This window comes from Epilithonimonas sp. (genome assembly GCF_032054305.1).
Taxonomy (GTDB): Bacteria; Bacteroidota; Bacteroidia; order Flavobacteriales; family Weeksellaceae; genus Epilithonimonas.
On sequence record NZ_DAMBSX010000005.1, the window covers coordinates 300,803 to 316,407 of the forward strand.

Here is a 15,605-nt window from a genome sequence, read left to right on the forward strand (position 1 = left end):
CATTTTTTGCCATCATATTTTAGAATTATCAAATCCTCTGATTCATAAATCTTTCAATGTTTTCATTCTTAAGTTTTGGATTCGCTCCGCTATAGCTCGCTACCAAAGCTCCAACTGCACTCGCAAAATCAAGAGCGGTGTCAGGATTTTTATCGGATAACAATTTAGCAATAAGACTAGCAAGAAATGAATCGCCTGCTCCAACGGTGTCAGCTACTTTTACCGAATAACCGCCGTGTCGATAGATTTCACCTTCCCATAATAGCAATGAGCCATGTTTTCCTAAAGTCACACAGATCGATTTTGTATTGGTTTTTTCTGAAATGAAACGGATATTCTCTTTCAGATTATCAGATTTAAAACCTAATTCTGAAGCTATTTCCAGAATTTCCTCATCATTGAATTTGATGAAATCTGCTTTGTACATCAATTGTTCCAGAAGTTCTGTGTTATAAAAAGGCTTTCTCAGATTCACATCAAAAACTTTAAACATTTCAGGGTTAGAATCCAAAAGACTGAAAAGCGTACTTCTTGAGACATCATTCCTGCAAATCAAACTTCCAAAGAAGAAAACATCTGCATTTTTCACAATATTAGTTAAATCATCATTCAATTCGATAAAGTCCCAGGCTGATGGAAATTTGATTTCGTAGGTTGCCGAACCGCGGTCATTCAATGTCACCTGAACGATTCCCGTTTCGTAATTTGGTGTTGTAACAATTCCGCTTGTATTAATTTGATTTTCTTTGAGGTAATCGCAAATCATTTTTCCGTCTTCATCATTCCCAACGGCACTTATCATAGAAACAGAAAATCCGAATGAAGCTGTTCTCAATGCCAAATTGAGCGGTGCACCACCAATTTTTTTTTCATCACCAAAAACATCGAAGAGCACTTCTCCGTAACATACTGCATTTATTTTTTTGTTAAGGAACATCAATTTAAGGATTTTTGATATTAATATTGCTGAATGAACTGTCTGAACCAAAAATACTCCATTTTTTGTTAACGACATCGTACACCCGGTTGCTGAAGGCGATTTTATCATTCACATAAACCACGCAAACATCATTGCTGATGAAAACCGTCACATTATAATTGGTTCCCGAAATTCCTGATAGCGGATAAGAATCGACATAATCTTCGCTTCCGCCATTCATTACATAGCTTACAATTCGATTGCCAGAAGGTTCAAATGAAATTTTAAAGCCATTTTTCCCTTCATCATCCTGAGCCAGAATCATTCCTGATTTCCCACTCGCAGAAGCATTCAATGTAAAGCTGATTTCATTGGCTTTCTGAAGTTTACCGAATGTCACCCGGGAATTGGCAGACAGATTGAAACTATTCCCGTTCTGAGAAGCATTCCCGGTGATTTTATCCACAGAAAGCGAAGCACTTTGCCCGAAGACAGATGATAGGGCAGAAATAGATTTTACCGCCAAAGTTCCATCCGAATTCTGAACCAGTTTGTGCGTGACAAGATTTCCTGCCCAATCCTTTCCTCCAGTATTACTTTCAGGAACTTTTCTGGCAGTCCAACCCACAATATATCGGTCGGTATTGTCTGAAACAGTTTTTGCGGCATAGAAATAAGAGCCGTCCAGTTTATCGTTTACAGGAGTTGTCCACGGTCCGCTTGGTGAGGAAGCGATTCTGTAATGCATTCCGCTGTTGTTACTCCAGTTTTCTGAGAAGACAAGATACCAGTAATTGCCCATTTTGAAAAAGTCGGGACATTCCAGCATAAGATAATTTTCTGATGAAGTTGTTGTGTAAATCGGGTTTTCCACAGTCCAATTACCACTTGCAGGATTGGTTGTGGTAAATTTCAGCACTACCGCTTTTTTTGCCGAAGTCTGTGCAGAAACTAGCATCCAGTATTTTCCGTCTTCTGCATTGAAAAAAACGTGCGGGTCACGAAATTCATAATCGTAATAACCAGCCGGAGCAGTGATTTTAAAATTCTTTGCTTTCGTCCAGTTTTTCATATCGGTACTTGTTGCCAGAAGTACACTTTCTCTTGGATTGCTCGATAAAAATGAAGCAATAGCATTATGTCCCGTGTAATAGTAGTAATAAGTATTCCCAACTTTTACCAGGCTTCCCGTTCCTACTCCAAAATCCGGTTCAGAAGATGTTCCGTACGGAATCTGTCTTCCCTGATAGGTAAAATCCTTAAAATCAGTCGTCTCGAAGCTGTGAATGTCGTGAAATCCCTCACCTGCAGGCTTGGTTTTGGCATCGTGCAGGAAAAATAAGTGAAATTTTCCGTTCTCATAATAAGGCATCGCATCGCCTACATAACCAGCTGTGTAATAAGGATTATTTTCTCCCATCCATTGGTTAGGCGGTTGCGGAAAGATATTGGTCTGTCTGAAAATCTCATCCTGACTCAATTCCGTAATCGAATCTTGGCTCTGGCAGGAAAAAATCGCCAAACCTAATATTGCCGTTAAATATATTTTTCTGATTGTCATTGGTTCTGAATTAATTGGTTACAAGATAATTGAGACTGTTCTCTGTCAGTTTTTTGATATTATCCAGGAATCCGTTCGGCTGGCTTGGGGTTCCGTTTGATGTTTCGTTGTACCAGTCGTAAGCACCCATTGAGATAGTGATACACTTTTTATTGACAGTTCCTCCAGGAAATTCGGCAACTGCAACACGTCCATCCAACGTGTTGTCCCAAGCTTCACTGGCAAGGTTGTTTCCGCCTGTTTGATTTCTCCATCCGGCGCCGTTCACATAACCGCCCCAATCCGGCAGAAACCACCACGCAGTGTGATTTAGTCTGAATGTTCCTTTCTGAAGAAAATTGGCTTTCCCGGATTCGTAGGTTTGTAATCCGTCGAAAACAGGGTGCGTTTCGTTTCCTTTGAAGGAAATTCCCCAATCGTTATTGGCATCTATAAATCCGTTCGGTGGAAAATCGCCAAAAACGTTATTCGGACCTTTTCCGGAAGGCACAATTCCCAAAGTATCTACATATTGAGCAGCAAATCCAGTTAATAGAATATTTCCGCCAGCATTCAGATAGGTTTTGATTTTGGAAGTTACATTAGCATTCAGCGCATCGCCTGGTAAAGCGGTTGCCGAATCAAAATGCCACCACAATACATCAATTCCGGTTAATTTGGCTGAGCCATTAGAAATATCGTTAATCGAAATATAAACTGCACCAGAATATTTCCCGAAAAGCCAGTCCGAAGCAGCGATTTCATCAGGATTAGTCAATCCCGTTCTTGTTGCTGCTGTTCCTAGAAATGCAACGGTTGGACCTGAAACCGGTGTTATTACTTTTGCCGTATAGATTTCAGTCAGATTCGAATTGGAAACCGTAAACTGAACAGGATTGCTAAAATTAATCGTTGTTCCCGACGCTGGATTGATGCTTACACCGCTTGCCATTTCTATTACAGGTTGCAATGTGGTAAGATCAGTTCCTTCCGGCATTGTGAGCGAGACACTTTTGCTCAAATGATTAATTGTTGCCGATAATCCATTGATTTTAAAACTGATAATCGGAGCCCGAGCCTGAACTGTCACCTGATAATCTTTGTAGATATTTCCATTCTTCACCCGGTATTTTATAGGTTGTGAAAAATTCTGCACCGTTCCCGAAGTCGGAGAAATTACCGAACCTTGTGGAATTTCAATGGTTGGTAATAATGTGGTTACACTCGTTCCATATGGCAGTGTAACTGTAATTTTATCATTCTGATTATCAATTTCTCCTGAAACTCCGTTTACTTTAAAGGAAGATACATTCACGGAAACATCGGTCACCAATCCTTCTTCCATCTCACTTTCGCAAGACAAAACCAATATTGCAGAAATCAGCAACATCAGGGTTATTTGAATTTTATTTAAAATTGTTTTCATATCAATTGAATTTTAATAACCATTATTCTGTTTATAAACACCTTGGCTGAAGTTGATTTGAGCCAAAGGAATCGGGCAATATTCTTCAATGCCGTGGTCGAAGCCCGCCTGGGAATAGTAAGAACGTTTTGTTTTTTCACCGGAATAATAGGTGTTCATCGTGCTTGCCGTAACGCCCCATCTCACAAGGTCGAAGAAACGGCTGCCTTCCATAGCAAATTCCATTCTGCGTTCCCAACGTAAAGCTTTTCTGGCGAAATCCTGATTCCACGTGCAGTTCACGCCCGGCTGATATTGGCTGATAAGATTGTTTGAAGTATAACTTCCGGTCAAAACCGTACTGTTTGCGGCACGCTGTCTCACCTGGTTAATCAATGGTAAAGCGGCATCTTGCTGTCCTAATTCTATCAAAGCTTCGGCTTTCATCAGCAAAACATCAGAATAACGGATGATAATTCTGTTTTTGGAATTGCCATAGAACGGGTCTACATTCACGGTACAGCCACATCCGACAGGTACATTTTCCTTTAATGAAGCGTAATAACCATAAGTTCCCGGACTTCTGTTCCAGCTTTCCTGATAAATTTTGGTTTCCTCATATTTCCACGGCAATCCAGGTAAAGCAACGGTGTGGTATAATCTCGGGTCAACTTTGTAATTATCAAGCTGATTATAATTCAAATCTGTGTCATTATAAGTATCGAACATCGGCAAACCTTGAGGCGTTGTTTTGAAAGCATTTACCAGATTCTGACTTGGCTTATGAAAATCGCAACAACCCAAACCTTGCGGCAATGAGAGAACATCGCCATAATTCAGCCTTCCGAAAAGCGTTCCGTCATTGTCTGAATATTGAATAGAGAAAACCGACTCCGAGCCGTTTTCGTGCGTTCCCGGGAGAAAATTATAACCAAAATCTGATTCCAAAGTATAATTTCCGATGACCTGATTGGCCGCATCAATAGATTTTTGAAGCGTTGTCGGATTGATTTGAGTTACCGTATAATTATCGTCCTGCTCATAAGCCTGATACAATCTCACTTTTGCCAAATATGCGAAGGCCGCACTTTTCTTCGGTCTTCCGACTTCGGATTGTGTTGATGGGAGATTCGCTGCTGCAAATTCAAAATCGGAAGCAATGGCATCCCACAATTGCTGGTCAGTTTTCGCACGGTTGGAAATTTTAGGATAATCGTCAATCGGCGTGTTTTCATCTACATAGGGCACATATTTGAAAAGTTCTTTCAGTAAAAAATAGAAATGACCTCTAACGAATTTCATCTCAGCAATCCGTTTCTGTTTGTTCGGATATTGCGCATCAGAAAGTTGGTTCAAGGCCGCAATCGCTTTGTTGCTTCTTCCGATTCCGACATAATTAAGATACCAGAGACGGTCTAATTCACCAAAATCTGAACGTATGTTATTGGAGATTTCAAAAAAGTGAAATGCCTGAATATCATTGGTTCCGCTTCCGCCTTTGTAGGCATCGTCCGAGCGTACATTTCCATAAGGCCAAAGACTAAAAGGCGTATCATAATGGTCATTTCCCATAGAAGCATAAGCCGCTATGACAAAACCATCCACATTCTGAGGCGTCACCACATCGGCTTCGGAAAGAACTCCTCTTGGTTCATTATCCAAAAAATCGTTGCAGGAAACTGTTCCCAGTAAAAATGCACAGGCTATTATTAGAAGTATATGTTTTTTCATTGTTTTAATATTATTTTTGATTTTTTTGTCTCTCGCTGATTTCGCAAGTCGAGCTGATTTTTTTAATCAGTTTCATATGGATAATCTGCTAGAATTTATTCAAATATTATAGTGATAAATTAACTCCAAAATTGAACGTCAACGGAAGCGGATAACCGAAAGCGGGTGTTTCCGGGTCGATGCCTGTGAAACTTTTGGATTTGATGGTCAGAAGATTCTGTGCACTGATATAAATTCTGAAATTTGTGATTTTATACTGTTCCAATACGTTTTTCGGAATCGTGTAACCTAGTTGTAAAACTCTTAATTTCAGATAACTTCCGTTCTCCACATAATAGGATGAAAATCTTGATTCTGCGTTGCTGTCTACCGTTGTTAATGCCGGAATATCAGAAGCTGAATTCTGTGGCGACCACGCATTGAGCAACCTTGTTCCTTTGTTGGAACCCACATCATCTACGCTCCAAAAATCGGTCTGGTATTTTTTGGAATTGATGACATCCACATCGCTGATGCCTTGCCAGAAGGTTGATAAATCGAAGTTTTTGTAGGAGAAATTAAGATTGATTCCATACATAAATCCCGGATTCGGATTTCCTATCCACGTTCGGTCTTTGTCGTCGATAATTCCATCACCATTCAAATCAGCATAACGGATTCTTCCTAAACCTTTGCCCGGTTGCGTTGCAGAATTATCAACTTCGGACTGTGTTCTGAAAAGTCCATCCGCAACATAACCATACATTGAATTGATTGGTCTTCCGAGGATATTATCTGTTGTACCATTTCCACCATAATTGTTAATAACAGATTGAGGTAATTCGGTAATGGCATTTCTGTTCATTGAGAAATTCCCCGAAATCTCGTAGCCAAATCCACCTGTAGTTTTGTCTTGATAACCCAAAGCGACCTCAATCCCTTTGTTTTCCATAGAAGCACCATTTATCCAGCGGTTTCCGCCTTCGCCAATCACACCGAGATAAGGAGGCAATACAAGAATATCTTTGGTGTCTTTTTTATAAATATCTACACTTCCCGTTAGTTTTTGGCTAAAAAATCCGAAATCCAAACCTAGGTTGGTTTGTGTAGTGGTTTCCCATCTCAAATCGTCATTTTTAGTCTGAGTTGCGATGAAACCCGAAGGCAATAAGCCACTTCCTACTCCCGAAATATCGTAAGCTGTTCCGTAAGAAGTTGCCCAGGTTGGATTTCCGCCTGCATAATTGGCAATGTAAAGCGAATACACCGCCGAGTTGCTGATTTCCTGATTTCCAGTTTGTCCCCAACCTGCTCTCAGTCTTAAATCTGAGAAAAACGGAATCACTTTCTCCGCAAAATCTTCTTTGTTGATTCTCCATCCCGCAGAAAATGCAGGGAATGTTCCGAAACGGTTGTTTTTTCCAAATCTTGATGAGCCGTCATAACGTACCGTGGCAGAAAATAAATATCGATTATCATAATCATAAGAAAGCTTCCCGAAGTAGGACAGCAAGCTGTAATAAGTAGAACTTCCGCCATTAAAGGCATCGCCTGTTCCTGCATCAGGATACATATAATCTGGTGTTTCTATCAGAAATCCTTCTTTTCTGAGCCAGGTATTGTTGTAGATATCTTTGTACATTTCCATTCCGCCCAGCAAATCGAAGTGGTGATTTCCTGCTTTTGCGGAGTATTGCGCCGTGTTGGTCCAAGTCCATTTTTCAGTATCCGACTGGTCGATGTTTACTGCATTGGTTTTGTTCTGAAGATATCCGGAAACATAGCTTCTTTGCAACATTCTTTTATAATAGTTGGAAAAATCGACCCCGAAACTTGATTTCAAAGTCAGGTTTTTCACTGGTTGCAATTCTGCATAAACATTACCAAAAAAACGCTGGTAACGGTAACCGTTGTCTTTGTTGTATTCCAAAAGACGGGCAGGATTCTGACGGTCGTTCATTCCGCCAACCGGACCGCCCCACCCGATTCCGTCCACCGTATGAACAGGAATAATCGGCAAGGCTCTCAAAGCAGGGTCCAAAACGCCCGGGTCCATCAGTTCATTGGTTTTGGTATATGTGAAATTTTCTCCGATTTTCAATTTACCATCGAAAAAATTATAAGACGTATTCACACGGGCAGACAATCTCTTGAAATTGGTCAGCTTCACGATACCATCATTGTCATAATAGCCCATCGAGAAATAATAAGAACCTTTGTCGGAAGAACTCGAAGCCGCAACATCCAAAGAATTGGCAACGCCGATCTGAGAAACCTCATCATACCAATTGGTATTGGCGGATTTGATGGTTTTCGCCGCATCCAAATATTCAGGAACGAAACTGTTGTACAAGGTTGGAACACCATTCTGAATGCCCCAATCAAAGTTATAGCTCAGATTATTTAAATTCGGGTTCAGACCGTCGTTGATATTCGCCTGCCAAAGAACTTGCCCGAACTGTTTTGCATTTAGAACTTCGGTTTTTTTTGCGTATTGCGAAAAGGCGGTGTAATAATTCAAGTCGATTCTTGTTTTGCCTTTTTTTCCTTTTTTCGTAGTAATGATAATCACACCATTCGCCGCCCTTGAACCGTAAATACTTGCCGACGAGGCGTCTTTTAAAACTTGCATCGATTCTATATCTCCGGAATTCAGCTCGTGCATTCCGGCTTTTGTGGGAACGCCGTCTATCACGTAAAGCGGGTCTGTATTGTTCAGAGTTCCAACACCACGGATAAGGACTTTGGTATTCCCACCGGAAGGCGAACCATCCGTGGAGATATTGACACCAGCGACTCTACCTTGTAATGATTTGATGGGATTCGGTTCGCCTTGTTTGTTCAAATCTTTCATCTCAACAATAGAAACAGCACCAGTAATGTCGGCTTTTTTCTGCTTGGTATATCCAGTCACTACAACCTCGTCAATATTCTTTATCTTATCAGCGGCAAGAATAATATTGAGAATAGTTCTCTCATCTACAACTACTTCCTGAGTGGAATAATCAGGATAAGTAAAAACCAGCGTGTTTCCTTTCTGCAAATCATTGATTTGGAATGCGCCGTTGCCGTCAGTAGTTATACTTGCTCCCGTTTCGGAAACTGTAACGGTCACACCGCTCAGAGGTTTTTGATTAGGAGAAAGCACTTTGCCCTTCACAATTTCCTGCGCAAAAATGTAGGAAAACGGAAGAAGACAAAGGGCGATTGCCATTTTATATTTCTTCATATGATATAGTTTTTATTTGATATTAAGCTGATAAGCATTGAAATCTAAAGAACTTCCATTGGTGTCTGTCGATAAAGTCAGTTCGGAGAAATTTTCGTTAGGGAAGAAGATTTCTGTCAGGACTTTTTCGCCGTCGTTGAAGAAGATTTCGATGGAAGTTTTGTCGAGTACCAATTTCAATTTGGCATTCCCATAAATTCCGTTCAAAGGTGCTTTGGTTATTGGTGTTGCGTAGTTTTTCCCGAATTCTGTTTTCCCAGATTTTGAGCGGTCTGTGAACAGTTCTTTCGTTTTGTTATCAATCCCAAAAAGAACTTGCTCTCCTAAAGTATTTTTCAGTGCGAAAGTGTAATTTCCTTCCTTCATCTTTTTAAAATCTAAATCTATCACTGCTCTGCTGAGATTGATTTCAGATTTGGTAATCAATTGATTTTTGGATTGTAAACTTATTTTTTTAGTTATTGGTTTTCCCTGATATTGTTTCAGCTGAGCAACGGGAATATTTTTAAGAATATATCCTTCCTTTGTTTTTCTGAGTGAAACCTCCCTTGCCACGGTCATACTGCTGCGCCAGGCTTCCGTAGGAACTTCCTGCGCATATTCCCAATTGCTCATCCAGCCGATGATGATTCTTTTATCCTGAGGAACATTGTCAAACGAAACACTGGCGTAATTGTCTTTACCCCAATCCAGCCACACGGCTTTTTCTCGCTGAAGCTGCTTGGTGAAAAGGTCATCTATTTTAAATGTTTTGCCATCAAAATCTCCAATAAAATATTGACCTGCAGAACCATTATTAGGACCACCCGGATTGATGTTGACAATCAGAACCCACTTTTCCTCATTTGAACCTTCGACTTTCAATGAGAATAAATCAGGACACTCCCAAACACCGCCGTGACCACCCAACTCTTTCCCGAATTCGGATTGGAAAGTCCAGTCTTTGAGATTTTTTGAGGTATAAAAATGCGCTCTGTCCTGCGCTGCCAAAACCATCACCCATTGTTGTCTTTTGGCATCCCAAAAAACTTTCGGGTCACGGAAATCACGGATTCCAGGATTTTTGAGAACTGGGTTTGAGCTATATTTAGTCCATGTTTTGCTATTGTCGAGAGAATAGGCAATTCCCTGAGATTCTACATCAATTTTTCCGTCTTTTTCACGGTTGGGATTGTGGTAGGTGTAGATTGCAACCACAGGATTATTTTTGGAATCTCCAAAACCGGAAGTGTTGTTTTTGTCCACGACTGCACTTCCTGAAAAGATGTAACCCAAATCATCCGGATAAAGTGCAATCGGCTCTTCTTCCCATTTCACGAAGTCTTTGCTGGTTGCATGTCCCCAATGCATAGGTCCCCATTTGTTGCCATCGGGATAATACTGAAAAAAGAGATTATAAACACCATCTTTATAGTAGAGTCCGTTTGGGTCATTCATCCAGCCTTTTTTTGGCGTGAAGTGAAAATTGGGGCGGTAAAGCTGTTCTTCCGATAATTTTTGTGCATTGAGTCCTGAGTGGTAGGTCGCAGCGATAATTATTGTTGATATTATTTTTTTCATTACGATTATTTTTTTGATTCACGCAGATTTTGCGGATTTGGCAGATTTTAATTTTTTTGGTTGAGTTTGACTTTTTTCGATTTTTTTGAACCTGATCAAGTTTTCATTCAGACATGTAAGGGAGTCAAAATATTATTTTTTATGACAAGTCTTGTTTTATACCGAATCCCGCAGCCCGACCTGAGTGGAGCTCTTTTTCTGGCATTGCGGTGTTGGATACTTCTTTTTGAAAACTAAACTTGCTTCGCAATGCCAGAAAAAAGCGGGAACGGAGGGCGGATAAAGCTGTCCAAATAATTCTCTTTTAAATTATTTCTCGCAGATTTGGCTGATTTTGCAGATCTTTTTATTCTTTCGTTAAGGTTTTGCTCAATTTTTCCAAGGATACGCCTTTGGTTTCTGGCATCATAAAAATGACGAACAGCAACTGGAACACCATTGCAATGGTAAAGGCTAAAAAGACCGTTCCAGCGCCAATTGTAGAGAATAAGGCTGGAATGAGGGACGGAATGACCGCTGCCAAAACCCAGTGTGTGGAGCTTCCGAATGCCTGTCCTGATGCACGGAGATGATTTGGGAAAATCTCGGAAATGAAAACCCAAATCACCGTTCCCTGACCGATAGCGTGCGAAGCGATGAACAGGAATAAAAATATAGGAATTGCCAAACCTGTCCAATTGAAATAGAACGCCATAGATACGAGTCCTAACGAAATAATATACCCGATGGAGCCAATAAACATCAATGTTTTTCTGCCCACTTTGTCGATAAGGTTGACGCCTACCAAGGTAAAAACCATATTCACAATGCCAATCCCGATGCTGCTGAGCAGTGCAGTTTTCTCGCCCAAACCTGCTTCACCAAAAATTCTTGGTGCGTAATATAAGAATGCATTGATTCCCGACATTTGGTTGAAAAATGCAACTAGGAAAGCCAGCATCAATGGGAAACGGTACTTTTTCATAAAGATATTTTCCTTTGGCGCATCGGCGTGGTCGTCTTCCATCTGAGCGATAATGGCTTCGGAATCCTGGTCTGGACTCACGATTTTCATCACTTTTTTGGCTTCTTCTATTCTGCCTTGTGAAACGAGCCATCTCGGACTTTCCGGAATGATGAAAGCGCATAGTGTGTAAATTGTTGCCGGAATGGCCTGCACTCCCAACATCCAACGCCAATCGTTATCGCCAATTCCGCTGAGTAGATAATTGGATAAAAAGGCCACTAAAATCCCCAGAACAATATTGAACTGATATAGCGAAACCAATCTGCCACGGTCTTTTGCCGGCGCAATCTCGGAAATGTATGCCGGTGCAGCTATGGTTGAAGCGCCAACGCCCAAACCGCCCATAAATCTGAAAAATGCAAATATATAAGGGTCATTCGATAATGCTGAACCGATAGCCGAAAGTGCATACAAGACGCCAATTGTTAAAAGTGTTTTTTTGCGTCCGAATTTGTTGGTCGGGATTCCGCCGAAAATGGCGCCGATAACGGTTCCCCACAACGCCATTCCCATCACGACCGCTCCGTGGAACGCATCTGAGCTGTGCCAAAGTGTCTGTAGTTTTTTGTCTGCTCCGGAAATCACCACGACATCAAAACCGAAGAGAAATCCTGCCAAAGCAGCGGTAACGGACCACAATACAATTTTATTCATAAATAGAACTTATTAATTTGTTTGTGGCTAATATATCCTGAGATGGTAATGGAAAGGTCTAATTATGTAACAAAATATTTCGTCAAGGTTAATTATTTGTTAACTTAATATAAGTTTTTGATAATCAGAATATTAAAATTAAATCATTTTGTTAAATTATAATAATGCTTCAAAAATGTAACATGAATCTACGGAATTGTTACGTTGTTTTTGGAGATTTTCAGGTGTTTGAACGAATGTTGATGTGGCTGCGTTGACCGGATTTGAAACCTGACAAAATAAAAAAAGCAATAACCTATCTATTGGGTTGTTGCTTTTAACCTAAGTTCGATTAATGTTATTAAATGTAAGAAATTAATTTTGGCTACGCCGACCACTTCGTTGATTTCAACAATAATTAAATATCAATAGGACTCAGGTTACATTTTATTAAATATACATAACATTCCGAACTTCACTCAAAACCATCACTCCTCTCCCACACTCTTCCTAAACACATTGGGCGATACGCCAAACTTGTTTTTAAAAACCGTGGAGAAATAATTCGGGGAAGAGAATCCTGTTTTGTAGGCGATTTCGGAAATGGTGAGTTCGGGATTTTGGAGCATCGATTTGGCCTGCTCCAGACGGATATTGCTGATATAATCGCTTACATTGACATCAAACATTGCTTTAATCTTTCTGTAAAGCTGGATTCGTGAGATATTAAGAAGGTCGGCAAGATTTTCTACGGAAAATTCGGCATTGTCGATATTGGCTTGGATGATTTGATTCAGTCTATTAACAAAAGTCTGTTCAATGCTTCCGAATGATTTACTGTCCACGATTCTGCCGATATTGTTGGTGTAATAATAACGTAGTTTTTCACGGTTGTAAAGTAATGCTCTCAAAGACTGAATGAGAATTGGATAACTAAACGGCTTAGTCAGATAAAGGTCGACACCTGATTTCAGTCCCTGAATATAAGATTCTTTATTGTCCAAAGCTGTGAGCAGAATCACCGGAATATGCGATGTTCTCAAGTCATTTTTCAGGATTTCGCAGATTTCAAAACCATTTTTGCCGGGAAGGTTGACATCGCAAACAATGATATCGGGAATTTCGTTCAATGCTTTGTCAATGGCATCTGTTCCATCAGAAACTGTCACGTCGAACTCAGAATTCAGTTTATTGCTGAGGAAAAAAGATAAATCTGAATTATCTTCAACTAAAAGCAAAGAATAACGCTCAGATTGATTTTCCGTATCGGATGGATAAATCTCACTTTCTGTTTCTGTAAAAACCGAATCTTTTGCCAACGTTTCGGCATCCATCACGCCTGGCTCTTTGACCATTTGGTCTTCGTTAAAATGCTTATTTCCCTTATAGAGACTAATGACAAATTCTGTTCCCTGAAAAGAACTGACCTCAATCTTTCCCAAATGAAGCTCTACAAACTGACGGCTAAGATGTAACCCAATTCCCGAACTGTTTTTGCGGTTGTTGGAGCCTTTGAAATAAGCTTCGAAGACATTTCCGACTTCTTTCTCAGGGATTCCGATGCCGTTATCTTTAAAAGTGATGACTGCCTGATTGCCTTTTTCCAGAATCGTGATTTCAATTTTACCATTATCCGGTGTGAATTTGAAAGCATTTGATAAAAGGTTGAAATACACTTTGTCCATCAGGTTTCTATCAATATAAAGCTCAAGATTTTTGTTGGCAGAATGAATTTCAAATTTTATATTTCGCTTCTTAGCTTCATTTTCAAAATCTCTGAAAATACCATAAGTGAAATCATAAATATTGGTTTTTGAAACCCTTAGATTAAAAGTCTTATTTTCTATTTTCCTGAAATCCAAAAGATTATCTACCAAGCGAAGCAGACGGTTAGAATTTTTATTGATAAGTTCAATTTCATAAGACGGCTTTGTCCCTTTACTTTTAAATGTATCTTTCAGCGATTCCAACGAACTTAAAATAAGTGTTATCGGTGTTTTGAACTCGTGTGACAATCCTGTAAAAAAGTTGACTCTCGCTTCGTTGCTTTGTTTCAGTTCATCGGCAATCATTTCAATCTGATTCCTCTGTATGGTGATTCTTTCATTGGTTAAAGTGAGTTGTTTGTTTTTTATTTTAATGGCGTAAATCAGGTAAATCGCATAAGCAACGAGACAAAACATTAATATCAAAAGAACAACAGACCAGCGAAACAATTCTTTTTGGGAAGAATAGAGTTCGGTTTGTTTTTTTACAGCATTCACCTGATTTTCTATCACACCCTGTTGCTCAATAATTTTGTCAAACTGATTTCGCATAATCTCCGCATTCAACCTATCAATGACGGTTGTGCTTAATTTGATTCGCTTAGGCAAGGTCTGTCCGTTGTAGATTTTGATAGCCGATTCGATTGCCTCTGCTCCACCCGTTGGATAAAGCAAAGTAGCGTTCAGTTTTCCATCTAAAACCATCTGGATTCCGCCATCTTTAGTGTTCAGACCATCAACACCGATGAATTTGATTTGATTTTCTACGCCTCCATTTCTCGCGACCTGCCAAGCTTGGGAAGCCAGTTCATCATTAAACGCAAAAACATACAAGCTTTGATTTCCCAGCGAATCCAGCGTTTTCCTGAAAGCCTCTGTCGGAAGACCTTTGAAGGTTTTTATCAACTCGGTATTGGGATTATTTTTGATAATTTGCTCGAATCCTAAACTTCTTTCAACCGTTGGAGAAGAGTTGTCATCTCCTTTTATTTCGATGACTTTTTTCAGATTTTTAGAGTCAGAAAGAATATATTGCGCTGCTTCTTTTCCAATTTCAATATTATCTGCACCGATGTAAGTGGTATATTTTGAGGAGTTTATTTTCCTATCAACTAAAATCACCGGGATTTTTTTTTCAAATGCTTTCTCTACAACGGGAATCAGTGAATTAGGTTCAATGGGAGAAATAATGATGATATCTACTCTGCTGTCAATCATTTTCTGAATATCCTGAATCTGTTTTTTAACAGAGCCTTCCGCCTTCCTGATGCTCAATTGCACCTCGGAATGCAAAGATGCCTGAATTTCCATTGCGTGGTTCATCGACTGTCGCCAAGGATGATTTCCCAAACCTTGCGAAAATCCGATATCGATTTTGTCTGATTTTTCGGAATCATTTTTACACGCTGAAAGAACCATCAGCATTAAAAATAATGTTGTGGAAATCTTTGAAAAACCAAGAGCGCTGAAAATTTTCTTTGTGGACATATTAACACAATATTAATAAAGATGTTTTACACCCGCAATTTTTGGTGAAGCTAATTTGTCTTTATTGATTGTCAAGACCTTTCAATCGTAAAATATGAATGTTACAATTTTATAAGTACTGTAACATCGGTATAAAATTGTGAAATAATTCAAATCGCATAGTACTCAAAAAACACCGATGGATAAAGCTTTTTGTATTGAATTTCATCTTTCAAAACAAATTCTAATCATTTTGAACAATAAGTGAAATACCCAGCTCTGCTTTGCGGATACATTTGGAACAGAAGAGATGAAAATTCATTTAAAAATCATCTCGAAGAATTATAAACATTCAAGAAAATAATACAAA

Annotated in this window: 8 protein-coding genes; all 8 read right to left on the bottom strand. The window is 39.6% G+C overall.

Features of this window, described 5'->3' with window-relative positions; all coding sequences use genetic code 11:
• Positions 1-28 precede the first annotated feature (28 nt).
• The 8 genes from RTX21_RS12735 to RTX21_RS12770 all read right to left on the bottom strand — a co-directional run bounded on the left by RTX21_RS12735 (position 29) and on the right by RTX21_RS12770 (position 15,256).
• Complete coding sequence (locus RTX21_RS12735) at positions 29-937, bottom strand: carbohydrate kinase (RefSeq protein WP_312768237.1); 909 nt, start codon at positions 935-937, stop codon at positions 29-31.
• 4 nt (positions 938-941) lie between these two features.
• Positions 942-2,480, bottom strand: a complete 1,539-nt coding sequence (locus tag RTX21_RS12740) for a glycoside hydrolase family 32 protein (protein WP_312768239.1) — start codon at positions 2,478-2,480, stop codon at positions 942-944.
• Positions 2,481-2,490: 10 nt separating this feature from the next.
• On the bottom strand, positions 2,491-3,885 hold the full coding sequence (locus tag RTX21_RS12745; protein ID WP_312768241.1) for a DUF4960 domain-containing protein: 1,395 nt from the start codon (positions 3,883-3,885) through the stop codon (positions 2,491-2,493).
• Between the two features lie 12 nt (positions 3,886-3,897).
• The gene (locus RTX21_RS12750; RefSeq protein ID WP_312768243.1) at positions 3,898-5,595 is read right to left on the bottom strand and encodes a RagB/SusD family nutrient uptake outer membrane protein; all 1,698 of its coding nucleotides are present in this window, start codon (positions 5,593-5,595) and stop codon (positions 3,898-3,900) included.
• 106 nt (positions 5,596-5,701) lie between these two features.
• Positions 5,702-8,803: a TonB-dependent receptor gene (locus tag RTX21_RS12755; protein WP_312768245.1), complete on the bottom strand. Its 3,102-nt coding sequence runs from the start codon at positions 8,801-8,803 to the stop codon at positions 5,702-5,704.
• A gap of 12 nt (positions 8,804-8,815) precedes the next feature.
• Complete coding sequence (locus tag RTX21_RS12760; protein ID WP_312768247.1) at positions 8,816-10,363, bottom strand: glycoside hydrolase family 32 protein; 1,548 nt, start codon at positions 10,361-10,363, stop codon at positions 8,816-8,818.
• Positions 10,364-10,709: 346 nt separating this feature from the next.
• Positions 10,710-12,023 carry a sugar porter family MFS transporter gene (locus RTX21_RS12765; RefSeq protein ID WP_312768249.1) on the bottom strand — a complete coding sequence of 438 codons (1,314 nt, stop codon included), beginning with the start codon at positions 12,021-12,023 and terminating at the stop codon, positions 10,710-10,712.
• A gap of 467 nt (positions 12,024-12,490) precedes the next feature.
• Positions 12,491-15,256, bottom strand: coding sequence for a substrate-binding domain-containing protein (locus RTX21_RS12770; protein ID WP_312768252.1), 2,766 nt, complete (start codon positions 15,254-15,256; stop codon positions 12,491-12,493).
• Positions 15,257-15,605: the final 349 nt, after the last annotated feature.